Origin of the sequence: Salinarimonas soli (assembly GCF_008386575.1) — a bacterium.
Taxonomy (GTDB): domain Bacteria; phylum Pseudomonadota; class Alphaproteobacteria; order Rhizobiales; family Beijerinckiaceae; genus Salinarimonas_A; species Salinarimonas_A soli.
In genome coordinates this window covers 108067-129088 of the sequence record NZ_VUOA01000019.1, presented here as the reverse complement: position 1 = coordinate 129088, position 21022 = coordinate 108067, and the positions used below count along the sequence as shown (strand labels likewise).

The window sequence follows — 21022 nt, the reverse complement described above, 5'->3', positions numbered from 1 at the left end:
GTGCCGAGCGCCCCGAGCCCAGAGCCCCAGGCCGTCCTCGACCATGACGGGACGGGCGCGCGCGTCGTCCTCTCGGGCCGCTGGACCGCCGACCAGGCGCCGGGCGTCGAGGCCCGCATGGCCGAGGTGGCGGACGCGGTCGTGGGCGAACGCCTCGTCCTGCTCGATCTCGCCCGGGTGGAGCGCCTCGACACGCTGGGCGCCTGGGTGCTCGACCGCACCCGCCACGAGCTCGGCACCCGGGGGCTTGCCGCCGACTTCGTGAACGCCCGCGCCGAGCACCGCATCCTCCTCGACGAGGTCGCGTTCCGGGGCTTCCAGGAGAGCGTTCCCGTCCGGCGCTCCCGCGCGATCGACTTCCTGGCGGAGGTGGGCGGGACGGTGGTCGGCGCCGGCCGGGACCTCGCCAGCGGCATCAGCTTCATGGGCGAGTTCGTGGCAGCCCTCCTGCGGGTCGCCACGAAGCCGGCGCGCTTTCGCATCACCTCGCTCGTCTACCACCTGGAGCACATCGCGTTTCGCGGCGTGCCGATCATCGTGCTGATCTCGTTCCTGGTGGGCTGCATCGTGGCCCAGCAGGGCCTGTTCCAGCTCCAGCGCTTCGGCGCGGCGCCCTTCGTGGTGAACCTCGTCGGCATCCTCGTGATGCGCGAGCTCGCCGTGCTCCTCACCTCCATCATGGTGGCGGGCCGCTCAGGGTCCGCCTTCACGGCGGAGATCGGCTCCATGCGCATGCGCGAGGAGATCGACGCGCTCCGGGTCATGGGCCTCGACCCCGTCGAGGTGCTCATCGTGCCCCGCATCCTCGCCCTGGTCGTCGCCCTGCCGCTCCTGAGCTTCCTCTCGGCCATGGCGGCGCTCGCGGGCGGCGGCGTGGTGGCCTGGCTCTACGGCGACATCAGCCCCGACGTGTACCTCGCGCGGCTGCGCACGAGCATCGGCTTCAACACCTTCATGGTGGGCTTCATCAAGGCCCCCTTCATGGCCCTCGTCATCGGCCTCATCGCCACCATGGAAGGCCTCGCGGTCCAGGGCTCCGCCGAGTCGCTCGGCCGCCACGTCACGGCCTCCGTCGTGAAGGCGATCTTCATGGTGATCGTCCTCGACGGCATCTTCGCGATGTTCTTCGCCGCCATCCGGTACTGATCCAGAGCCTCCGACGGCGCGCGGGCCCTCACGCGCGGGGCCCGCGCGCCGTACCACGCCGCGCCAAGGTGCATCTCTCTCGTTCTGCGGCTGGGCACGCGACGCGACATGCGACGGCCCGCACAAGGCGGGTGCTTCCGTAGCGACCTCCTAGCAGAGCGGGACCGTCATCTGTCGTATACGCATATATTTACCATGAATTCAGCCGGACGTTGTGGTCCCGGGAACCGTGGGATACCTAATTATTAAAATTGAATGTAGGTTCCCATGCCACACGAATAACGCCAAATCAGCTCATCCGAGACAGCGCGCCGCGCGAACTACAGGTCGATCCAATATCTGCGCGGCATCGCCGCATTGATGGTCGTGCTCTGTCACGGGATCGGGCACCCCTTGAAGGTGGAGCCCGAGCTCGTCGGCAAGATAGGCCGCTTTGCGGTGGACATATTCTTCGTCGTGAGCGGCTTCATCATCGTCACGAGCACAGGCTCGGGGTCATTCCAACCCATGAAGTTCCTGGTCCGGCGGTGGCTCAGGGTCGCTCCGCTCTATTGGGCGGCGACGATCATGATCGTCTTCGTCGTGCTGTTCGACGCATCGATCTTCAAGACCGCCTCGGCCGAGCTCGATCGCGTTGCGCGGTCGCTCCTGTTTCTTCCCGACGAGAAGCACCCGGTTCTCAAGCTGGGCTGGTCCCTCAATTTCGAGATGTTCTTCTATCTCGTCTTCTCCGCCCTCTGCTTCCTGAGCAGCGCGCAGCGCACGGTCGCCGTGACGACCATCTTCGCGGGCCTCATCCTGCTCGGAAGCGTGACGTCGATCGATAACCCCTTCTGGACCTACTATACCAGCCCGAGCCTCATGGGGTTCGTCTTCGGCGTCATCATCGGCGAAGCCAATCGCCGGGGCGCTTTGTCGGGCATGGGCAAAGCCGGAACCGTTCTCGTGTCCCTGGCGTCGGTCGTCATCACGGCGGTCTTCTTCGCCTTCGTCCCCTTCAAGGACAGCCTCGGCCTCCACGTGACGATGAGCCTGGGAAGCGCGTGCATCGTCGTCGCGTTGATGAAGCTGGAGATCTCCGATCGCCTTCCCAAATGGCATGTGCTGCACGTGCTGGGGGATGCCTCCTATTCCATCTACATCTTCCACATGTTCGCCGTCGGGGCGGTCTGGGCCGTGTTCAAGCATCTCGCCCACGACATGGGCATCGCCGCTCACATCCTGGGTTCGACGCTTGCCGTGACCGGAGGCGCCGCCACGGGCCTGATCATCTTCCTGGTCCTGGAGAGGAAGCTGCTGGCGCTCATCGGCGATCTGAATGCGAGGATGTTCCGGGAGATCCGCCAGCCGACGCTCTCGTGATGCCGGGTCAGGCAGCCGGACGTCCTCCGGCTGCCTGACCGCACGATTTGAGGACCATCGGGCGACACGGCGGGACAGGATGGCGCTTCGCGCGGTCGGGGATCGGCGGCGCCGCATGGCCCCGAAACCTTGTGGCGGCGGCCCGCGCACCCCATTAAAGTGCCGCCCATGCTCCAGTCCCACGCCCCCTACCCTCTCCCAGGCGACCGTGAGGCGATCATCCGCGTGCGCGGGCTGGAGGTGGCTTTCGGCGAGAAGACGATCATGAAGGGGCTCGACCTCGACGTGTATCGCGGCGAGATCCTGGGCTTCGTCGGCGCCTCGGGCCAGGGCAAGTCGGTGCTCACCCGCACGATCCTCGGCCTCGTCCGCAAGCGGGCGGGCACCATCGAGGTGTTCGGCGAGGACCTGGACGACCTCTCGGCGGGCTCCCGCCGGGCGGTGGAGCGGCGCTGGGGCGTGCTGTTCCAGCAGGGCGCGCTGTTCTCGTCGCTCACCGTGAAGCAGAACGTCCAGGTGCCCATGCGCGAGCACCTGAAGCTCTCCGAGCGCCTCCTCGACGAACTCGCCCGGCTCAAGATCGAGATGGTGGGCCTCAAGCCCGACGCCGCCGACAAGTTCCCCTCCGAGCTCTCGGGCGGCATGATCAAGCGGGCCTCCCTGGCCCGTGCCCTTGCCCTCGATCCCGAGATCCTCTTCCTCGACGAGCCCACGTCGGGCCTCGACCCCATCGGCGCGGGCGACTTCGACGACCTGATCTCGACGCTTCAGCGCACTTTGGGGCTCACGGTTTTCATGGTAACCCATGACCTCGACAGCATTCACACGGTCTGCGACCGGGTGGCGGCCCTGGGCGAGGGCCATATCATCGCCGCCGGGTCGATCGATACCATGATGGCGTCCGATCATCCCTGGCTACGGATGTATTTCAACGGGAAGCGGGCCCGGGCCGTTCTTCAGACCGGGGCCTGACGACGCCGAGCGCGGGCCTGGAACCCGCAGGGGACACACGAGACCACGATGGAAACCCGCGCCAACTACGCGCTGATCGGCGCCTTCACCCTTGCGGTCGTGGCCGCCGCCTTCCTGTTCGTCTTCTGGTTCTCCGGCAACGACCGGAGCGGCGGACGCGTCGGCTACCGCATCGTCTTCGAGGGCTCCGTCTCGGGAATGTCCCGCGGCTCGGCCGTCACCTTCAACGGCATCCGCATCGGCGAGGTGACGGACGTGTCGCTGATGCCCGACGATCCGCGCAAGGTCGTGGCCCGCGTCGACATCGACCGCAACGTGCCCGTGCGGGCCGACACCCGCGCCCGCCTGGAATACCAGGGCCTCACGGGCGTGGCGCAGGTCGCGCTCACCGGCGGCGCCGCCGGCGCGCCGCCCCTCGAGCCGCCGCCCGGGTCGAGCCTGCCCCAAATCGCCGCCGAGCGCTCGGACTTCCAGGATCTCATCGAGACCGCCCGCAATATCGCTCGCCGCGCCGACGAGGTGCTGACCCGCGTCGACGGCGTGGTGGCGGGCAACGCCGAGGGCGTGAACCGCACAATCCAGAACGTGGAGCGCTTCTCCAAGGCACTCTCCGACAACGCCCCCGGCATGGACCGCTTCCTCGCCCAGGTGGGCCAGGCGGCCGAGCGCATCGGCCCGCTCGCCGAGCGCCTGGAGACCCTCTCGACCAACGTGAACCGCGTCGTGGAGGCCGTGGAGCCCGCGCGGGTCGCCAAGGTCATCGACAATGTCGAGGGCTTCACGCGGGCGCTCGCCGACAACCGCGACAACGTCACGACCGTGCTGACGAGCGCCGCGCAGCTCACCCAGCGCCTCAACGAGACCTCGGTCCGCCTCGACACGACCCTCGCCGACGTGAGCACCCTCGTGAAGGCCGTGGACGCGGGCGCCATCAACAAGACGATCGCCAACGTCCAGGACTTCAGCAAGACGCTCGCCGACAACCGGGGCAACGTGAACCAGATCCTCGGCGACGTCGCGGTCCTGTCGCGGCGCCTCACGGACACCACGACGCGGATCGACGCCGCGCTCGCCGAGGTCTCCGGGGTGGTCAAGGCGATCGACCCCACGAAGCTCGCCTCGACGCTCACCAACGTCGAGGGCTTCAGCCAGACGCTCGCGGCCAACCGGGAGAGCCTGACCCGCCTCCTCGACCAGGCCGGCAAGCTCGCCACCGCCATCGACGGCGACCGCATCAACCGCGTCCTCGCCAACACCGAGCGCTTCACCCAGGCCCTCGGCGAATCGAGCGGCGACGCGGAGCGGACGGTCAAGAACGCCGCGAGCCTCACGGACAAGCTAAACCGCTCCGCCGACCGGCTCGACGGCGTCCTCAAGGCCGCCGAGGGCTTCCTCGGCTCGGCGAGCGGCGCCGGGGGCGAGGGCATGTTCCAGGACATCCGCGAGGCGGCGAAGTCCGTGCGCGTGCTCGCCGACAACCTCGACAAGCGCACCGCCGAGATTACGGCGGGCATCAACCGGGTCACCGGGCCGGCCCTGCGGGAGTTCGAGGCCCTGGCCACCGACGGGCGGCGCACCCTCAACGACCTGAGCCGCACCGCGCGCTCCCTGGAGCGCAACCCGCAGCAGGTGATCTTCGGCGGCAAGGCGAGCGTGCCCGAGTACAATGGCCGGCGCTGAGCACCGTTTCGGCGGCACCTGTTGCAGCCATGTCGTTGACGCGCCCTGACGCGACCACCTAGACAGGGTGGATCAGCCAGAGGCACGGTCTAGCGTGAGTACGGGGGCAAGGGTGACGACGCGGTGGGCGGCCATGGGTCTCGTGGCCCTGAGCCTTGCCGCGTGCGGCGGCGGGGCCGCGCCGGCGACGTTCGACCTCACGGCGCCCACCGAGCGGGTGCGCACCACGCGCATCCCCGGCAATCTCCTGGTCACCGCCCCCAGCGCCGTCCAGATCCTGTCCACGGACCGCATCCTGGTGCGGGACGGCGAGCGGGGCGTGAGCTTCCTGCCGGCCTCGCAATGGGCCGACCAATTACCCGCCCTCGTCCAGGCCCGCATCATCCAGGCCTTCGAGAACGCCTCCCGCCTCGGCCGGGTCAGCCGGCCGGGCGACCGGGTGAAGGTGGATTTCCAGCTCAACACCGAGCTTCGCGCCTTCCAGATCGAGGCGGGTCGGGGCGAGGCCGCCGTCGAGATCTCGGCGAAGGCCGTGAGCGAGGCCACGGGCCGCGTGGTCGCCTCCCGCATCTTCTCGGCCCGGGTTCCCGTGGCGGCGATCGACCCGGCCAACGCGGCGCGCGCCCTCGACCAGGCCCTCAACCGGGTCCTCCTCGACATCGTGCGCTGGGCCGGAACGGGCGGCGACATGCCGGCCACCGTGGACGCCACCGCCCCCGTCGCGCAGCCCTGACACGTCAGCCGCGAGATGCGGCACGTGCGGCCATGGTGAGCCGCTTTCGCGGCGCTTCTTGCGCTGGGTCCCGGATCTGCGATCCGCTCCGCTGACGCTTCGCTCCTCGTGTCCGGGACAGTGGCGTTGGAGGCCCTGGATAACCTTTCTGCCACCCTCGATCACTTTCCCGGACAAGCCTCGCGTAGCGAGGCGCCGATCCCGGATCCAGGATTCAGATGCCGCGAAGCGGCTCCGATCTTCCTTGCCGGCAAGCCTTGACGGGGAGCCCCGAGCCGGCGCTCCCCGTCCCTCGCATCACCCGTCCAGGCGGCCGCTCGCGTGGGCCAGCATGGTGTAGACCTTGCCCGTCTCGGAGATGAGGTAGGTCTTGGCCAGCATGTTGTCCCGGTCGTCGCGGGAGACCTCGGCGAGGAGGCGCTCGAACTCGTCCACGTAGCGGTCGACGGTCTGCTTGAAATCCGCGTCGCGGCGGTACTTGCGGCGGATCTCCTCGAAGGTCTGCTGGCCCTGGAGCGTGTAGAGCCGCCGGGAGAACACGTTGGGCTCGCCGCGCCGGTAGAGGTCCCACATCTCGGACGCCGCGTCGTGGTCCACCATGCGGGCGATGTCGCCCGAGATGGAGTTGAGCGAGTCCAGGGTGTTGGCCCGGCTCCGCTCGGGCGGCGCCTCGCGGCGCGGCTCGCGGGGCTTGGCTGCCGGCTCCTCCTGCGAGGCGCGGGTGAGGAGGTCGGAGAGCCAGCCGTTGCGGTTGCCGGTGGCCGGGGCGGGCTGGGGCGCGGGCGTCTCGCGACGCGCGGCGGTCCGCTCGGGTGCCGGAGCGGGGCGCTCGGGCGCAGGCTTCGGCCGCTCCGCCGCGGGCTTGGACCGCTCAGGCGCGGGAGCGGGCCGCTCGGGCGCAGAGGCTTGCCGCTCAGGCGCGGGAGCCTGCCGCTCCGGTGCGGGGGCTTGCCGCTCAGGCGGAGGCGCTGCCCGCTCGGGCGCGGGCGGCTGCTGGTAGCGGGCCGCCGGCATCACCGGGTCGGGGTAGCGCATGGCCGCCGCGCGGGCCTCGGCCGGCGGAGGCGCGGGCGGCGCGGCGGGCGCGCCGTTCGCGACCGCCCGTGCCGGCACCGCGTCCACCGCGCGGGCGGAGCGCGACACGAGCTCGGTGAGGTCGTTGAGCGCCCGGATCTGCTCGGAGACCACACGGCGCATGTCGGCGGTCGCGGCCTCGGTCTCCTGCGGCAGCGCCGTGAAGCCCCGGCGCAGCTCGGAGCGGGTGGTCTCCATCTCGCGCTGGATCTGGGCCGTGAGGGTGCGCAGCTCCTCGGCTGCGTCGCGGAAGCGGGTCGTCGCGCCCCCCAACGCCTCGTTCATCTCCGCCGCGACGCTCTCATAGGCCTCGCGGACGGCGGCGCTGGTGCGATCGCGCTCGTCGTCGGTGCTGGTGCGGATCCGCTCGAACTGCGTGCCGATCGCCTCCGCGGCGGCCTGGGTGCCCGTCGCCAGTAGGTGCCCGATCTGGCGCGCGCGGGTCTCGGCGCCGCGCAGGCTCTCCTCCAGGCGCTGCGCGAAGGCGCGGGTCAGCCCCTCCACGTCGCCCGAGCGCTCCTCGATGCGGGTGATGAGCGTTTGCAGGGCGGCGTTGCGCTCGGCGAGCGCGTCGCCCATGCGGCCCTCGACCCGCTCCAGGGTGGCGGCCGCGTCGGTGAGCGCGTCGATCTGGTCGTTGGTGCTCGCCGCGAGCGCCCGCCCCCGCTGGTCGAGCGCCTGGACGAGGTCGGCGGCCTCGCGCAGGGCTCCGTCGGAGGCCAGGCGCAGGGCCTCGACCTGGCGGCCGATGTGATCGGCCGCGTCCCCGGTCTGGTCCGCGATGCCGACCACCAGCGCCTCGACCTGGCCCACGCGCTCGGCAAGCGACTGGGCGACGCCGCCGAGCTCGTTGCCGGCCCGGCCCGCCACGGTCTCCAGGACGCGGTTGGCCTCCTGGACGCGCCCGAGGATCGAGCCGAGCTCGTTGCGCAGGCGGTCGTTGGCGGCGGCGAGCGCCGCCACGGTGCGGCCCGCGCCCTCGTCGATTGCGCTGCGCAGGCGCTCCGTCGAGGCCTCGTAGGTGGCCGCGATCTCGCCCGTGCTCTCGCGGAACGCCTCGATGACGGCGCCGCCGCGGCTCTCCAGCCCCTGGATCACGCCGTCGCCGATGGCGGCCACCTCGCGGGTGATCGCCTCGCCGCGCGAGCCCAGCGCCTCCACGAGCGCCGCGCCCTGGTCGCGGAAGATCGCGTCCACCTCGGCGACGCGATGCCCGAGCGCCCCGACCACCGCATGGCCGCGCCGGTCGATGAGGGTGGCGAGCGCCTCGCTGCGCTCGTCGAGCAGGGCAGCGAAGGTCTCGCTGTGCTCCTCGAACAGGCCCGTGATCCGCGAGGCGCGCTGCTCCAGGCCGCCCACGAGCGCGTCGCCGCGCTGGTCGAGGGTGGAGGCAAGCGTCGAGGCGCCCTGGTCGAACAGGGTCGCGATCTGGCCGATGCGGCCCTGGAGCGTGACGAGAAGAGCCTCGCCGCGCCGGTCGAGGGCGCCCGTCAGGATCTCGCCGCCCCGGTCGAGCACCTCGGAGACCCGGCGCACCCGGTCCTCCACGGCGTCGACGAAAATCTCGCCGCGCTGGTCGAAGGTGGAGGCGAGGCTCGAGGCCCCCTCCTCCAGGACGCCGTTGAGCCGCCCGATCCGGCCGTCGAGGTCGACGACGATGGAGTCGCCGCGCTGCTCCAGGATCCGGGTGAGGCGATCGCCGCCCTCGTCGATGAGCCCGGACAGGCGCGAGATGCGCTCCTCCATGGCCTCGGCGAGGCGGCCGCCGCGCTCGTCGAGCACCTCGGCCATGGCGTCGCCGCTGCGGTCCACGAGGGTCGACATCTCGGTGACCCGGGCGCCGAGCGCGCTGACGAGCTCGTCGCCCCGGCGGTTGACGAGGTCGGCGAAGGTGGATGTGCCGGCGTCGAGGAGGTCGGCGACCTCGTTGACGCGGTTGCCCAGCGTGGCGACGATCCGCTCGCCGCGCTCGTCGAGGAGGCGGCCGAGGGATTGCGTGCCCTGGTCGAGCAGGTCCGTGACCTGCGAGACGCGCCGCCCCACGGTCTCGTCGATGACGCGGCCGCGCTCGTCGAGGGTGTAGGCGACCGATTCCAGGCGGTTCACCACCCGGTCCTCGAAGCGGATCACCCGCTCGTCGAGGGTGGCGGCGATCTCCTCGGCGCGGCCGCCGAGCGTGCGGTTGATCTCGTCGGCGTGGGCCGCGAGGGCTTCGGTGAGCGCGGAGCTGCGCGCCGCCACGAGCTGGCCGATCTCGTCGGCGCGGGCGTCGAGGGACTGGGCGACCTCGCGGCCGCCGTCGGCGAGCACCCGGGCCATCTCGCCGGTGCGGACGATGAGGGTCTCGTTGAGGGCCGTTGCACGGGCGCCGAGCTGCTGGTCGATGCGGCCGACCAGGGTGTCGAAGGTGGCGGTGAGCTCCTGCCCGCGCTTGGCGGCCCGCTCCTCCAGGGCGCCGATCTGCGACTCGATCACGTCGGCGGCCTCGCGGGTGCGGGCGCCGAGGGTGTCGGCGAGCTCGCGGCCATGGACGTTGATGAGCCGGTCCATGTCCTCCAGCCGGCCCTCGACGGTGGTCGTGAGCGTGCCGAGGTCGTCGGTGAAGCGCGTCACGAGCTCGCCGCCGCGCTGGACGATGGTCTCCTCCAGGGCCGTGAGGCGCTGGCCGAGCATGGAATCGAGGTCGCGCCCGCGCTCCTCCACGCTCGTGGCGAGCGTCTGGCCCGTGCGCCCGAGAACCTCGTTGATGCGCGCGCCCTGGTTGGCGATGGCGAGCACGATGTCGCGGCCGGTGCCCGCAAGCCGGGTCTCGATGTCGCCGGTATGCGTGGCAAGCTCGCCCGCGACGGCCTGCGTCGCCTGCTCCAGGGCCGCCGTGACCTCACCGGCCCGGGTGTCGAGCAGCGTCGAGACCCGCTCGCCGATGGCGGCGAGGTTCGTCTCCAGGCTCTGGCCCCGGACGTCGATCGCCTCCTCGATGCGGACCGCGACGCCATCGAGACGGCCCGCCACCGCGTCGCCGCGCTCGGCGAGGCTCTCGTCGAAGGCGCGCGCGCTGCGCTCGAACGCCTCGCGCACCTCGTTGCCGCGCTCCAGGATCTGCTGGCTCACCTGAAGGCCTGCCGCGTTGAAGCCCTCGCGCAGCTCGCCGCTGCGGGCCAGGAACTCCGTGACGAGGGCGGTGAGCGCCGTGCCGAGCTCCTCGCGCACCGAGGCGCCGCGCAGGGTGATCTCCTCGCCGGCCCGGGTGCCGGCCGTCGAGAACTGCTCGTGCAGCTCCATGCTGCGGGCCATGAACTCGTCGAGGAGCGCGCCGGCGGCGCGATTGAGCTGCTCGCGCACCTCGTCGCCCCGGGCCGCGATCTCGCCCGCGACGCCGCCCGCGGCGGCCTGGATGCCCTCGCGGACCTCGTTGCCCCGCGCCAGGATCTCCTCGCCGAGCCCCGTCGTGACCTCGACGATGCCGGCCCGCGCCGCCTCGCCCCGGCCCGCGATCTCCTCCGAGATCTCCCGGCCGGTGAGGGCGAGGCGCTCGTTGAGCTCCGTCCCGCGCGCCGCGAAGCTCTCCTCGAGGCTCTGCGCCGTCCGCTCCAAGGCGTCGCGCACCTCGGCGCCGCGCTTGGCGAGGGCCTGCACGACCCCGGTGCCCGTCTCGCCGAGCGCCTGGGTGATGCGGGCAGCACCGTCGTCGAGGCCGCGGGTGACGAGGGAGCCCGCCTGCTCCAGCGAGCCCGCGATCTCGCGGGCCTTGCCCTCCAGCGAGGCGTTGAGGGCGCCGCCCACGTCGGCGATGCCGGCGCGGATCTCCTCCGCCGCGCCGCTCAGGCGCTCCACGAGCTGGTTGCCCCGGCTCGTCACGTGGTCCACGACCCGCTCGCCCGTGAGGTCGAGGGCCGCCGTGATCTGCTCGCCCCGGGTCTCCAGGGCCTCGCTCACCCGCTCGCCCGTGTTGGTCACGGCCTGCACGATGCGCTGCGCCGCGGTGTCGAGATCCTGGGTGAGGGTCTGGTGCGAGCCCACGATGGCCGTGCGGGCGCGCTCGGCATGGGTGACGATGGCCTCGCGCTGGGCCACGAGCTCGTCGACGAGGGAGCGGATGCGGATCTCGTTGTCCGAATAGGCGCGCTCCAGGGTCGAGATCTCGCCCCGCACGAGGGTCTCGAGCTCCCCCGCCCGGGCGAGCGCCCGCTCGACGCCGTCGTTCACCGCCGCCACCTCGCGGCGCACGGCCTGCGACACGGTCAGCACGGCGTCGGTCGAGAGCGTCTCGGGCTGGGCGAGCCGCAGCACCACCTCGCCCATGGCGCGGGCCACGACCCGCATCTCCTGGGTCCGCATGAGCACGAGGCCCGCGACCACGAACAGGAGCGGCGGGGCGAGCAGGATCGCGCCCGCGGCAAGGAGCTGGAGCGGGGTCAGCGCGGTCAGGACGTTGTCGATGCCGATGCGGGACGCCCCGTAGCCGCCGAACGCCGCGATCCAGGCGATGGCGCCGAGCGCCGCGAGGAGGAGCGGACGGCGGGAGGCGCGCGTCTGGAGGGCCTGGATCATCAGGCCGACGGCCTGGCGGTCGTCGTTCGCCACCGCCGTGCGGTCGGGCGCCACGAAGGTCGGGCGCGGGGGGTCGCGGTCGACGGGGGGAAGCTCGGGGGCGTTGGAAGGCCGCTCCAGGCGCGGGCCGGGCGGCGGGGTGAGCTCGCCCTCCTTCACCTCGGGGAGGCGGGGGCTCGCCTCGTCGCGCGGCGGAACGGCGGGGGCTCCGGCCGCGGGGTCGAGATTGAGCGCCTGCTCGATCGCCGACAGCGCCGCTTCCGTCGGATCCTTGAGCTTCTTTTCAACTGCCATTGACCGCCGCCCCGATGACGCTACCCACGCAGGCCGGCCCCGGCGGCGCCGCGCGCTTTGCGCAGCCCCATCAGGCACCGTCCGCCACGCCGTCCGGCGTCCGCCTCCTGCGGCCGCCGAGCGGAATGGTTTACGCATGATTTACCAATCGAGTGTAGTCCCCACCCCCCTCTTTTGAAACCCGAGCCCGCCCCCGTCCTCGGGTTTTCGTTAACGGCAGGGTGCCGGCACCCCGAAAACCTCGCGCCGCCAAGCTCTTGAGGCCTGCGGCGGGCTGGGGATGGCGCCCCGTTTCGGGCGCCCGCGCGCCGGGGGCTCTTAGCGGGCTTTTAAGGGTTGGCGGGCAGCGTGGCCGGATGAGCGTGGCGGTCCTCCTCACCAGCCGTGAACCCCCGCGCCCGGCCCGGGTGCCCGGAGACGTGCGCCTCGCGGAGGTCCTGGGCGCGCTCAGCCACGCCCTCGACATGACCGAGGGCCAGTCGCCCGGCCACGGCCTGCGCTGCTGCTGGATCGGGCTTCATATCGGGCAGGCCATCGGGCTGAGGGCCGCCGAGCTCGGCGACCTCTATTACGCCCTGCTGCTGAAGGATCTCGGCTGCAGCTCGAACGCCGCGCGCATCTGCGCGCTGTACCTGGCGGACGATCGCGGCTTCAAGCACGATTTCAAGCTGGTGGGCGACGGGCTGCCCCAGGCTTTGCGCTTCGTCCTCTCGCATACGGGCCTCAAGGCGGGCTTCGCCGAGCGCGTGCGGGCCATCGTCGCCATCGTCCAGAACGGCGGCGAGATCGCCCGGGACCTCATCGAGACCCGCTGCCAGCGCGGGGCCGACATCGCCCGCCGGATGCGCTTCTCCGAGGCGGTGGCGTCAGGCATCCGCGATCTCGACGAGCACTGGGACGGGGGCGGCAAGCCCTTGGGGCTACGCGGCGAGGCGATCTCGCTGTTCGCCCGCATCGCGCTGCTGGCCCAGGTCGTCGACGTGTTCCACACCAGCGCCGGGGAAGCGGGCGCGGTGGCCGAGCTGCGCCGGCGGCGCGGCATCTGGTTCGACCCGGCCCTCGTCGACGCCTTCGTGCGCATCTCCCTCGACCGGGGGTTCTGGACGGGCCTGACCTCGCCCGATCTGGAGGCAGCCCTCTTCGACCTGGAGCCGGGGCAGCGCCGCGTCGCACTCGACGACGGCTATCTCGACGACATCGCCGCCGCCTTCGCGCAGGTCGTCGACGCGAAGAGCCCCTTCACCCACGGCCACAGCCAGCGGGTCGCGCTCTTTGCCGTGATGACGGCCGACCGCCTCGGCCTCTCGCCCGAGCGCCGGCGCTGGCTGCGCCGGGCCGCGCTCCTGCACGACATCGGCAAGCTCGGCGTCTCGAACCAGGTGCTCGACAAGGCGGGCCCCCTCGACGACGCCGAATGGGCGCAGATGCGCACTCATCCGGGCGCGGGCGCGGCGATCCTGTCCCGCATCGACGCCTTCGCCGGGATGGCCCGGGTGGCGGCGGGCCATCACGAGCGCCTGGACGGCCGCGGCTACCCGAGCGGGCTCAAGGGCGAGGCCATCGATCTCGAGACCCGAATCGTCTCGGTGGCGGACGTCTTCGACGCGCTCACCGCCGAGCGGCCCTACCGGGCCGCCATGCCGCCGGAGCAGGCCTTCGCCATCATGGAACGCGACGCCGGCACCGCCTTCGATCCGGCCTGCCTCGCCGCCCTTCGCGAGGCGGTCGCCGCCTTCGACTCGTTCGACCACGCCACCGGGTCCCCCACATGACCAGCGAACCCGCCCTCGATCTCGCCCACCTCGCGCAGGCCACCTTCGGCGACGCCGACCTGGAGGCGGAGGTCCTCGACCTGTTCAAGGACCAGTGCCGGCGCCTCGCGCCCCTGCTCGCCTCCGACGCTCCCGCCCAGGAGCGGCGCGAGGGCGCCCACACCCTCAAGGGCGCGGCCCGCGCCATCGGGGCGGGACGCCTCGCCGCCGTGCTGGAGCGCGCCGAGACGAGCCTCGCCGACGGGTCGCCGAACCCCGAGCACATCGCGGTCCTGCGGGATTTCGCGGCGGCGCTGGCCCCGACGCTCGCCGCCGTCGAGGCGCGGCGCTCGACCCACGCCGCCTGAGCCTCTATCCACCACGCCCCGAAATGCTCTAGACAGCGGGCGGATCCGCGCCATCTCCGGTCGGGATCCAGCGTTTGCAGGAGTGTCGTGCATGGTGAAGATCACGTTCGTCGATGCCGGGGGCACCGCCCGCACCGTGGAGGGCGAGGTGGGCTCGACCGTGATGGAGACGGCGATCCGCAACGGCGTGCCGGGCATCGACGCGGAATGCGGCGGCGCCTGCGCCTGCGCGACCTGCCACGTCTACGTGGACGAGGCCTGGCGCGAGGCGGCCGGCGAGCCCGAGCCGATGGAGGAGGACATGCTCGATTTCGCCTTCGACGTGCGCCCCACCTCGCGCCTGTCGTGCCAGATCCGGGTCAAGGAGACCCTCGACGGGCTGACGGTCACCACCCCCGCCAAGCAGGGCTGAGGGGCCTCAGGGCTCGTCCAGGTCGGCGGTCGGGTCGGCGCCCGCGGCGTCCGCCCGCAGCCCAGCGAGGAGGCGCTCGCATTCCACGAGGTCGTCGAGGGCGTCGCGCAGGCGGTCCACCTCGTTGGCCGAGAGCGCGAGGGCGCCGAGCATGTCGCGCGGCAGGGGCTCGTCGGGCTCGGCCCGCGCGGGCGCCGCGTCGCGCTGCGGCGGGACGGGCTCGGGCGCGTCGTCGCCCTCGTCGCCAGGCTGGCGCGGCTCCGGCCCCACCGCCTGCTCCCCCCGGCCCACGGCCTGGACGAAGCGGATCCCCTCGGCCTTCAGGATGCGCTGCACGCCCTTGATGGTGTAGCCCTCGCCGTAGAGCAGGTGGCGGATGCCGCGCAGGAGGTCGACGTCCTCGGGCCGATAATAGCGCCGCCCGCCCGCGCGCTTGAGCGGGCGGATCTGGCCGAACCGCGTCTCCCAGAAGCGCAGCACGTGCTGCGGGAGGTCGATCTCGTCGGCCACCTCGCTGATGGTTCGGAACGCATCCGGGCTCTTGTCCATCCCCGCCCCTTCCGGTCAGGCTCAGTCGCCTTGGACCGTCTCGCCGTTGATGCGGCCCTTGAGGACGTTCGAGGGCTTGAACACCATCACGCGCCGGGGCTCGATCGGCACCTCGACGCCCGTCTTCGGGTTGCGGCCCACGCGCTCGCCCTTGTCCCTCACGACGAAGGAGCCGAACGAGGACAGCTTCACCGTCTCGCCGCGCACGAGGCAGTCGCAGATCTCGGTCAGGACGGCCTCGACAAGGGCGGAGGATTCCGTGCGGGAGAGCCCGACCCGTTGGTAGACGGCCTCGCTCAAGTCCGCCCGCGTCACCGTCCGCCCCGCCATCCGTCAGCTCCAGCCGTTTCGTTGCTTGCTATCTATCTGAAAAAACACGCTAATCGCTCAGGATGCGAGAATCAAGGCGCATCCCCCGGAAAAGCGAGCGCTTGAGGTAGCGGGATCGCGGCGGAGCGCAAGGGGGCTCGCGGCGTTTGCCGGTGCGGGACGCGGATTTACGCCTGGCGGGATGAGGATCGCCTTCGGCGCGCCTCCTTGCGCTTGATCCCAGGGTCCGATGCCGCGAAGCGGCGCCGCCTGAACCCTCCCGGCCCGATCAGCGGCGCGCCATGGAGGGCGAGCGCACCATCAGGCACGCTATGGTGAGCAGCATCTGGGCCGCGTTCTGGGCGGTGTTGGTGGTGGGGTCGTATTGGGGCGCCACCTCGACCACGTCGCCGCCCACGATGTCGAGCCCGTCGCAGCCCCGCAGGATCGCCTGCGCCTCGCGCGGCGTGAGCCCGCCCACCTCCGGCGTGCCCGTGCCGGGCGCGAAGGCCGGATCGAGGCTGTCGACGTCGAAGGTGACGTAGGCCGGTCCCGTGCCGATCACGGCGCGGATACGCTCGACGATGGCCGGGATCCCGAGCGCCGTGATCTCCTCCGCGTGAATCACCGTCATCCCGGAGCGGTAGGAGAACTCCCACAGATATTCGGCGGGGCCGCGGATCCCGATCTGGATCGTGCGCTCAGGGTCGAGCACGCCCGCGAGCACCGCCTCCCGGAACGGCCCGCCATGGTGGAATTTCGTGCCCTCGTAGGCGCCGCTCGTGTCGCAATGGGCGTCGATGTGGATGAGCCCCACGGGCCGCTCGCGCCCCAGGGCCTTGAGGATCGGCAGGCTGATGGAATGGTCGCCGCCCACCGACAGGGGCCGCACCCCGGCCGCCACGATCGCGCCGACGTGAGCCTCGATGTCCGCGTGGCTGTCGCTCAAGGAATAGCGGCTGCGGAAGGGCACGTCGCCCACATCCGCCACCCGGGCCTCGGCGAGCGGCACGCATTTGAGCACGTGGTCGTAGGGGCCGATCCGCTCGACGGTGCGCACGGCCCGGGGCCCGAAGCGCGAGCCGGAGCGGTTGGTGACGCCGAGATCCATGGGCACGCCGAGGAGCGCGACGTCGAGGTCGGCGAACCCCTCCGCGAGGGCGTCCGGACGGTAGGGCGCGCCGAGGAAGGTGGGGACGCCGGCATAGGGGAACCGCCGCCGCTCGCCCTGGAACTGCGTCTCCGCCACGCGCCGGAATTCCGGATCGTCGATGTCGGCGCCGAGCGACTCGGCGTAACGGGCCCGCAGGGCGGCAAGCTTCTCGGGATCCATGACCACTCTCAGCGACACATCACCATGCCTTGAGCGGCGAAACCAGGCAAGGCGGGGCACGTTGATCCCCTATGAGGGCGCCGCGCGCGCCATTGCCGGAGGGTCGACCGTGCTGAGCCTGTCCAGTGTCGAAAACGAGTGCGAGGCCAAGGGCATCACCCTCGTGCTTCACCCCGCGATCCGCCGCGCCGTCCACGGCTTCGAGGAAAGCTTCTCGCTTGGCGCCGCCTGCTACCTGCGGGGCGAATCCGACGGGCTGTTCTTCCTGCCCCTCGAGGAGGGCTATGCGCGGCTTCGCTTCACCAAGCGCTGGTCGGCCGCCGGCCACCCGATCCTGCGGGTCGACGGCGCGAGCCCCGAGGACCTGCCGCGGATCCAGGCCGCGGTGACGGCGGGGAAGATGTAGGGAGCGCGCCTAAACCCTCTCCCGCTTCGCGTGTCATGGCCGGGCTCGACCCGGCCATCCCGTCGACGTGCTGGCCTGGATCCCCGGGTCAAGCCCGGGGATGACCCGGGAGCGGGGAGAGCGGGTGCGCCGCGAGCAGCGTCACCCCTCGCCCCGAGGCGCAGTCCTCTCACATCACGGCGCCGATCTGCCAGGGCACGAACTCGCTGTCACCGTAGCCGAGCTCCTCGGATTTCGTGGGCTCGCCCGAGGCCACACGCAGAATGGTGTCGAAGATCTCGGCGCCCTTCTCCTCGACGGAGACGCCCTCCAGGATGCCGCCGCAATCGATGTCCATGTCGTCGATCATGCGCCGGTAGATGTCGGAATTCGTGGCGAGCTTGATCGAGGGCGCGGGCTTGGCGCCGAAGGCCGAGCCGCGGCCCGTGGTGAAGGCGATGAGGTTCGCGCCGCCCGCCACCTGGCCCGTGGCGGCCACGGGATCGTAGCCCGGCGTGTCCATGAACACGAAGCCGCGCTCGCGCACGGGCTCGGCATATTCGAACACCCCTCGCAAGGTCGACTGCCCGCCCTTCGCCGTGGCGCCGAGCGACTTCTCGAGGATCGTGGTGAGGCCGCCCGCCTTGTTGCCGGGCGAGGGGTTGTTGTTCATCTCACCGCCGTTGCGCTCCGTATAGGCCTCCCACCAGCGGATGCGCTCGACGAGGCGCTCGCCGATCGCGCGGGTCGCGGCGCGGCGCGTGAGCAGGTGCTCGGCACCGTAGATCTCCGGCGTCTCGGAGAGGATCGAGGTGCCCCCGTGGCGCACCAGGAGATCGGAGGCCGCGCCCAAAGCCGGGTTGGCGGTGAGGCCGGAATAGCCGTCTGAGCCGCCGCATTGCAGCGCCAGGATGAGCTCGGAGGCGGGGCGCGTCTCGCGCCGGGCCCGGCCCGCGAGCGGCAGCATGTCCCGCACGGCCGCCGTGATCGCCTCGACGGTGCGGCGGGTGCCGCCCGTGTCCTGGATGGTGAGCGTGCGGAAGGTGTCCGTTTCCGACAGGCCGTATTCCTGCTTCATCCGGCCGATCTGGAACACCTCGCAGCCCAGGCCCACCATGACGACGCCCGCGAAGTTCGGGTGGCTCGCATAGCCCCACTGGGTGCGGCGCAGGACCTCGAAGCCCTCGCCATAGGCCGCGTGCCCGCAGCCAGTCCCGTGGACGATGGCCACCACCCCGTCGATGCCCGGATAGTCGTCGAGCATGCCGGATTTCGTGATGTGCTCGGCGGCGAAGCGCGCGACGGAGGCCGAGCAGTTCACAGAGGTGAGGATGCCGATATAGTTGCGGGTGCCCGTGCGCCCGGTGTCGCGGCGGAAGCCCTCGAAGGTGGCGCGCATGCCCTCGGGGAGCAGGTCGTCGTCGCGGGCGTCCTCGGCGAAGCGGTAGTCGCGCTCGAAATCGTGCAGGCCGACATTGTGCTCGTGCACCCACTCGCCCGGCGCGACGTGGCGCGTGGCAAAGCCGATGATCTGCCCGAACTTGCGCACGGGCTCCCCCTCGCGGATCGGCTCCAGGGCCATCTTGTGGCCTTTGAGAATGCGCTCGCGCGCCGTGATCCCTTGGGCCGTGGCGCCGGCGGGCACGAGATCGACCGCCACGGCGACGTTGTCCTCGGGGCGCAGGTGGATGGTGCGGGGGGTGGTCATGGGCGGGGCCTTCGGATGATCGGCGGACGGGACGTCGTGATCGGATGTGGGTGTGTCTGTGTCGCTGCGCGACGGGGTTTTGCGCCGGATCCCGGATCTGCGTCCCGCTCACGCGGGACTTGTCCGGGAAAGTTGTTCAGGGTGACAGGTTGGTTCTCCAGAACCTCCCACGCCCACTTTCCCGGACAAGCTGCACGCAGCGCAAAGCCGATCCGAGATCCAGCACTCCGATGCCGCGCAAGCGGCGCCGCTTGGCCTACAGGTATCCCCATTCCTTCAATGTCCGCGGCAGCCATAGCACGGTCTCGGGCACGAAGGTGATCAGGATCAGAACGAGGAGCAGCGGCACGATCCACGGCGCCACCGCCTTCACGGTCTCCTCGAAGGTCAAGTTCGAGACCCGCGCCAGGACGTAGAGCACCATGCCGACCGGCGGGGTGAGAAGGCCGATCATGAGGTTGAGCACCATGATCAGCCCGAAATGGACCGGGTCGATCCCGAGCTTGATCGCCACCGGCAGGAGGACGGGGGTGAGGATCGTGATCGCGGCGATCGTCTCCATGAAGCAGCCGACCACGAGGAGAAAGAGGTTCACCAGGATGAGGAAGGTGATCGGGTCGTCCGCGAAGGCGAGGATCCAGGCCCCGAGCGCGTCCGTGGTGCGGGTGGTGGTGAGGATCCAGCCGAAGATAGAGGCGCCCGCCACGATCAGGAGCACCACCGCCGTGGTCTCGATCGTATCCATGGTGACGCGCACGAGCTGGCGCATGGTGAGCACGGAATAGCCCTGCGGCCTCCCCCGCGCGATGAGGACCCAGTTGAACACGCGGTGGATTACGAGGGAGAGCAGCAGCGCGTAGGCGCAGGCGAACACCGCGGCTTCGGTGGGCGTGAACAGGCCGAAGCTCATGCCGCCGATGATGATCGCCGGGGTCAGGAGCGGCAGGAAGGCGTGCACGAAGGAGACGCCGAGGGCGCGCAACTGGAACGACGCGTCGCGCCCGATGCCGTAGCGGTGGGCGTAGAAGGCCACCGAGCCGGAGAGGACGGCAGCCATGATGAGGCCCGGCACGATGCCGGCGACGAAGAGCGCGCTGATCGAGGCGTTCGCCACGACGCCGTAGATCACGAGGGGCAGCGAGGGCGGGATGATCGGCCCGATGGTCGACGAGGCCGCGGTCAGGCCCACCGCGAAGCCCGTGTCGTAGCCGTGGTCGCGCATGGCCTTGATCTCGATGGTGCCAAGGCCCCCGGCATCCGCCACCGCCGTGCCCGACATGCCCGCGAAGATCACCGAGCCCGCCACGTTCACGTGGCCGAGGCCCCCTTTCAGCCAGCCCACCGCCGCCACCGCGAAGTCGTAGATCTGCTTCGTGATGCCGGCGGAGTTCATGAGGTTGCCGGCCATGATGAAGAAGGGCACGGCGAGGAGGGGGAAGGAATCCACCCCGTTGACCATGCGGTGGATCACCGTGACGGCGGGGGTCGTCACCTCGCCCGTGATGTTGCCCACCACGAGGAAGAACAGGGACGAGCCCGCGAGCGCCACGGCGATCGGCACGCCGAGCACGATCATGACGAGAAGCGAGACCAGGAGCAGGGTGACGAGCATGGGGCGCTCCCGATCAGTCGAGGACGAGGGTGTGGGCCTGATCGGCCTCGCGCCGCCTCAGGCGCCGGACGAAGCGGATCGTGGCGTGGACCGCCATGCCGAGGATGGCGAGCGCCACCATCCAGTACATGTAGGATTTCGGGATATCGATGGAGACCATGTACTGGTTGGCGCGCTCGCCGAGCACGTATCCGTACCAGGCCATGCCGTAGCAGAAGAGCGCCACCAGGCCGTCCACCGCCACCAGGATCCAGTGCTTCCCCTCCTTGGGGAGATAGACGAGGAGCGCCTCCACCGCGATGTGCGTGCCCTTGCGCATGGCGGTGATGGAGCCGATGAACACCACCGCCACGAGCAGGTAGCGGGCGATCTCCTCCGTCCAGCCCAGCGAGTCGTTGAGGATGTAGCGGGTGTAGAACTGGAGGAAGACGACCCCGAACAGGACCCAGAACGTGGCGAAGACGAGGATGTCCGTCCACCGCAGGTCCGAGAGGTCGACATGCTGTTCCTGCTCGCGCCATTCCTCGAAGAGGTGGTCGAGAGCGGGCTGGACGTCGCCAGGCTGCCCCGGCTGCGCCTCGCGGTGGGGCTCGGGACGGGCGGCGGGTACGGAGGCGCTGGTCATGGGGGCTCCAGGGATGGAGGTCCCCTCTCCCCGCCGCGCGGGGAGAGGGCCGAGGCCCCCTTCACCGGGGGCTGAGGCGAGGGCGGCAGCCCGAGGGTAAGGGGGCCTTGACGCGATCGCTCCCCCGTCGGCGCCCCCTCACCCTCGCTCACTGACGT

At 71.1% G+C, this 21022-nt stretch carries 16 protein-coding genes; 9 read left to right on the top strand and 7 right to left on the bottom strand.

Going from position 1 to position 21022, the window contains the following annotated elements; genetic code table 11:
- The 5 genes from F0L46_RS09750 (at window position 1) to F0L46_RS09730 (ending at window position 5893) form a co-directional block, all read left to right on the top strand.
- Complete coding sequence (locus F0L46_RS09750; RefSeq protein WP_240539932.1) at window positions 1-1146, top strand: ABC transporter permease; 1146 nt, start codon at window positions 1-3, stop codon at window positions 1144-1146.
- A gap of 288 nt (window positions 1147-1434) precedes the next feature.
- Window positions 1435-2508 carry an acyltransferase family protein gene (locus F0L46_RS09745; protein ID WP_306461772.1) on the top strand — a complete coding sequence of 358 codons (1074 nt, stop codon included), beginning with the start codon at window positions 1435-1437 and terminating at the stop codon, window positions 2506-2508.
- 168 nt (window positions 2509-2676) lie between these two features.
- Window positions 2677-3480: an ABC transporter ATP-binding protein gene (locus F0L46_RS09740; RefSeq protein ID WP_188311908.1), complete on the top strand. Its 804-nt coding sequence runs from the start codon at window positions 2677-2679 to the stop codon at window positions 3478-3480.
- A 48-nt stretch (window positions 3481-3528) separates the two neighbouring features.
- The gene (locus F0L46_RS09735; RefSeq protein ID WP_149816958.1) at window positions 3529-5160 is read left to right on the top strand and encodes an MlaD family protein; all 1632 of its coding nucleotides are present in this window, start codon (window positions 3529-3531) and stop codon (window positions 5158-5160) included.
- Between the two features lie 112 nt (window positions 5161-5272).
- Window positions 5273-5893: an ABC-type transport auxiliary lipoprotein family protein gene (locus F0L46_RS09730; RefSeq protein WP_240539931.1), complete on the top strand. Its 621-nt coding sequence runs from the start codon at window positions 5273-5275 to the stop codon at window positions 5891-5893.
- Window positions 5894-6190: 297 nt separating this feature from the next.
- Here the strand turns inward: F0L46_RS09730 and F0L46_RS26105 are convergent, their stop codons facing one another.
- A complete protein-coding gene (locus F0L46_RS26105) occupies window positions 6191-11812 on the bottom strand; it encodes an apolipoprotein A-IV repeat region-like domain-containing protein (RefSeq protein WP_188311907.1) in 5622 nt (1873 codons plus the stop codon).
- A 464-nt stretch (window positions 11813-12276) separates the two neighbouring features.
- Between F0L46_RS26105 and F0L46_RS09695 the strand changes: the two genes are divergently transcribed.
- The 3 genes from F0L46_RS09695 to F0L46_RS09685 all read left to right on the top strand — a co-directional run bounded on the left by F0L46_RS09695 (window position 12277) and on the right by F0L46_RS09685 (window position 14343).
- Window positions 12277-13584 carry an HD-GYP domain-containing protein gene (locus tag F0L46_RS09695; protein WP_240539956.1) on the top strand — a complete coding sequence of 436 codons (1308 nt, stop codon included), beginning with the start codon at window positions 12277-12279 and terminating at the stop codon, window positions 13582-13584.
- Complete coding sequence (locus tag F0L46_RS09690; RefSeq protein ID WP_149816956.1) at window positions 13581-13931, top strand: Hpt domain-containing protein; 351 nt, start codon at window positions 13581-13583, stop codon at window positions 13929-13931. Before F0L46_RS09695 ends, F0L46_RS09690 begins: the two co-directional genes overlap by 4 nt.
- A gap of 91 nt (window positions 13932-14022) precedes the next feature.
- Window positions 14023-14343 (top strand): 2Fe-2S iron-sulfur cluster-binding protein, encoded by a 321-nt coding sequence (locus F0L46_RS09685; protein WP_149816955.1) that lies wholly within the window; start codon window positions 14023-14025, stop codon window positions 14341-14343.
- 6 nt (window positions 14344-14349) lie between these two features.
- Here F0L46_RS09685 and F0L46_RS09680 read toward each other — a convergent pair whose 3' ends face one another.
- The 3 genes from F0L46_RS09680 to speB all read right to left on the bottom strand — a co-directional run bounded on the left by F0L46_RS09680 (window position 14350) and on the right by speB (window position 16534).
- Window positions 14350-14892 (bottom strand): MerR family transcriptional regulator, encoded by a 543-nt coding sequence (locus F0L46_RS09680; protein WP_149816954.1) that lies wholly within the window; start codon window positions 14890-14892, stop codon window positions 14350-14352.
- Window positions 14893-14913: 21 nt separating this feature from the next.
- The gene (locus F0L46_RS09675) at window positions 14914-15222 is read right to left on the bottom strand and encodes an integration host factor subunit alpha (protein ID WP_149816953.1); all 309 of its coding nucleotides are present in this window, start codon (window positions 15220-15222) and stop codon (window positions 14914-14916) included.
- 268 nt (window positions 15223-15490) lie between these two features.
- Window positions 15491-16534, bottom strand: a complete 1044-nt coding sequence (gene speB / locus F0L46_RS09670) for an agmatinase (RefSeq protein WP_149816952.1) — start codon at window positions 16532-16534, stop codon at window positions 15491-15493.
- Window positions 16535-16643: 109 nt separating this feature from the next.
- Here speB and F0L46_RS09665 point away from each other — a divergent pair, with 109 nt between their 5' ends.
- Window positions 16644-16940: a hypothetical protein gene (locus F0L46_RS09665; RefSeq protein WP_149816951.1), complete on the top strand. Its 297-nt coding sequence runs from the start codon at window positions 16644-16646 to the stop codon at window positions 16938-16940.
- A 169-nt stretch (window positions 16941-17109) separates the two neighbouring features.
- Here F0L46_RS09665 and F0L46_RS09660 read toward each other — a convergent pair whose 3' ends face one another.
- From F0L46_RS09660 to F0L46_RS09650, 3 genes are all read right to left on the bottom strand, one after another.
- Window positions 17110-18627 carry a UxaA family hydrolase gene (locus F0L46_RS09660; protein ID WP_149816950.1) on the bottom strand — a complete coding sequence of 506 codons (1518 nt, stop codon included), beginning with the start codon at window positions 18625-18627 and terminating at the stop codon, window positions 17110-17112.
- A gap of 256 nt (window positions 18628-18883) precedes the next feature.
- Window positions 18884-20239, bottom strand: coding sequence for a TRAP transporter large permease (locus F0L46_RS09655; protein ID WP_149816949.1), 1356 nt, complete (start codon window positions 20237-20239; stop codon window positions 18884-18886).
- A gap of 13 nt (window positions 20240-20252) precedes the next feature.
- Window positions 20253-20864: a TRAP transporter small permease gene (locus tag F0L46_RS09650; protein ID WP_149816948.1), complete on the bottom strand. Its 612-nt coding sequence runs from the start codon at window positions 20862-20864 to the stop codon at window positions 20253-20255.
- Window positions 20865-21022: the final 158 nt, after the last annotated feature.

What these genes read in the sequence shown, in the direction of transcription:
- F0L46_RS09650 (WP_149816948.1), bottom strand. Translation starts at nt 20,864, where the DNA reads ATGACCAGCGCCTCCGTACCCGCCGCCCGTCCCGAGCCCCACCGCGAG.
- F0L46_RS09675 (WP_149816953.1), bottom strand. Translation starts at nt 15,222, where the DNA reads ATGGCGGGGCGGACGGTGACGCGGGCGGACTTGAGCGAGGCCGTCTAC.
- F0L46_RS09735 (WP_149816958.1), top strand. Translation starts at nt 3,529, where the DNA reads ATGGAAACCCGCGCCAACTACGCGCTGATCGGCGCCTTCACCCTTGCG.
- F0L46_RS09680 (WP_149816954.1), bottom strand. Translation starts at nt 14,892, where the DNA reads ATGGACAAGAGCCCGGATGCGTTCCGAACCATCAGCGAGGTGGCCGAC.
- F0L46_RS09660 (WP_149816950.1), bottom strand. Translation starts at nt 18,627, where the DNA reads ATGACCACCCCCCGCACCATCCACCTGCGCCCCGAGGACAACGTCGCC.
- F0L46_RS09695 (WP_240539956.1), top strand. Translation starts at nt 12,277, where the DNA reads ATGACCGAGGGCCAGTCGCCCGGCCACGGCCTGCGCTGCTGCTGGATC.
- F0L46_RS26105 (WP_188311907.1), bottom strand. Translation starts at nt 11,812, where the DNA reads ATGGCAGTTGAAAAGAAGCTCAAGGATCCGACGGAAGCGGCGCTGTCG.
- F0L46_RS09655 (WP_149816949.1), bottom strand. Translation starts at nt 20,239, where the DNA reads ATGCTCGTCACCCTGCTCCTGGTCTCGCTTCTCGTCATGATCGTGCTC.
- F0L46_RS09690 (WP_149816956.1), top strand. Translation starts at nt 13,581, where the DNA reads ATGACCAGCGAACCCGCCCTCGATCTCGCCCACCTCGCGCAGGCCACC.
- speB (WP_149816952.1), bottom strand. Translation starts at nt 16,534, where the DNA reads ATGGATCCCGAGAAGCTTGCCGCCCTGCGGGCCCGTTACGCCGAGTCG.
- F0L46_RS09685 (WP_149816955.1), top strand. Translation starts at nt 14,023, where the DNA reads ATGGTGAAGATCACGTTCGTCGATGCCGGGGGCACCGCCCGCACCGTG.
- F0L46_RS09740 (WP_188311908.1), top strand. Translation starts at nt 2,677, where the DNA reads ATGCTCCAGTCCCACGCCCCCTACCCTCTCCCAGGCGACCGTGAGGCG.